The sequence below is a fragment of the Flavobacterium salmonis genome, from assembly GCF_903819435.1.
Lineage (GTDB): Bacteria > Bacteroidota > Bacteroidia > Flavobacteriales > Flavobacteriaceae > Flavobacterium > Flavobacterium chungangense.
Genome location: NZ_CAIJDP010000019.1, coordinates 1 through 1,238, shown reverse-complemented (window position 1 = coordinate 1,238; position 1,238 = coordinate 1). Strand labels below are relative to the sequence as shown.

Below are 1,238 nucleotides of genomic sequence, written 5' to 3'. Positions count from 1 at the left end.
AACGGATCATGCGGGGCTACCACTTCAGATGTTACTTTTACTGTGAATGTATTTGCAGGCACAGCCAGCAATACCACTTCAACAACAGCAATTTGTGAGAATACCACCAAAGCCTTGTCCGCAACACCGGCAGGAGGAAGCTGGTCAGTAGTTTCAGGAGGCGGAAGCATTTCAGGTACGACTTATACTCCGGCAGACGTGGCAGCCGATACATCAGTAACAATTCGTTATACAGTTGCCGCCAACGGTTCATGTGCGGCTACCACTTCAGATGTAACATTTACTGTGAATGTATTTGCAGGCACAGCCAATAATACTACCACAACAACAGCAATTTGTGAGAATACCACCAAAGCCTTATCGGCAACACCGGCAGGCGGAAGCTGGTCAGTAGTTTCAGGAGGCGGAAGTATTTCCGGCACAACTTATACCCCGGCAGACGTAGCAGCCGATACTCCGGTAACGGTTCGTTATACAGTTGCCGCCAACGGATCATGCGGGGCTACCACTTCAGATGTTACTTTTACGGTGAATCCGAATTCTATTGGCGGAAGTATTGCAGGAAGCACGACTGTTTGTACAGGAACAAACAATACTGTATTGACATTATCCGGACATACAGGTAGTGTAATAAGGTGGGAATCATCATTAGATAATTTTGCTACAACAGCAACAACAATTGCGAATACGACCAATACATTAACGGCAAATAACTTAACGGCTACTACCTCTTACAGAGTATTAGTACAAAGTGGATCGTGTTCCGCTTTGAATTCAGCAGCAGCTACTATCACAGTAAGTCCATTTCCTTCTTTTAGTATTTCAAATGCTAGTGCATCAGAAGGGACTGATGCAGTTTTTAATATAGATTTGAGCACTCCCACTTGTAATGATGTTGAAATGACAATAGCTACATCAAATGGTACTGCAGGGGCATTAGATTATACTACTGTCAATACTACTGTAACAATTCCAGCCGGAAGTACAAATATAACAGTAAATGTTCCAACAACAGTTGATGCAATCAGTGAACCAAGTGAGACTTTTACTATTGCAGCTACTGTAACTAGTGGAAATACAACTAATTCAACTGCTAATGGAACAGGAACCATCACAGATAACAATGGTGTACCAACAGTAACCCTGAGCGGAACAGCTTCAATCGCCGAGAACGCAGCTGGAACCGCTACAATCACCGCTACGCTGAGCACGGCTACGACTACCGCTACAGTGGTAAG

1 protein-coding gene is annotated in these 1,238 nt (G+C 44.2%); it reads left to right on the top strand.

Annotation, left to right across the window (positions count from 1 at the left end; genetic code table 11):
- A partial coding sequence (locus FLACHUCJ7_RS00095; protein WP_180907450.1) for a Calx-beta domain-containing protein occupies nucleotides 1-1,238 on the top strand: 1,238 nt, incomplete at both ends.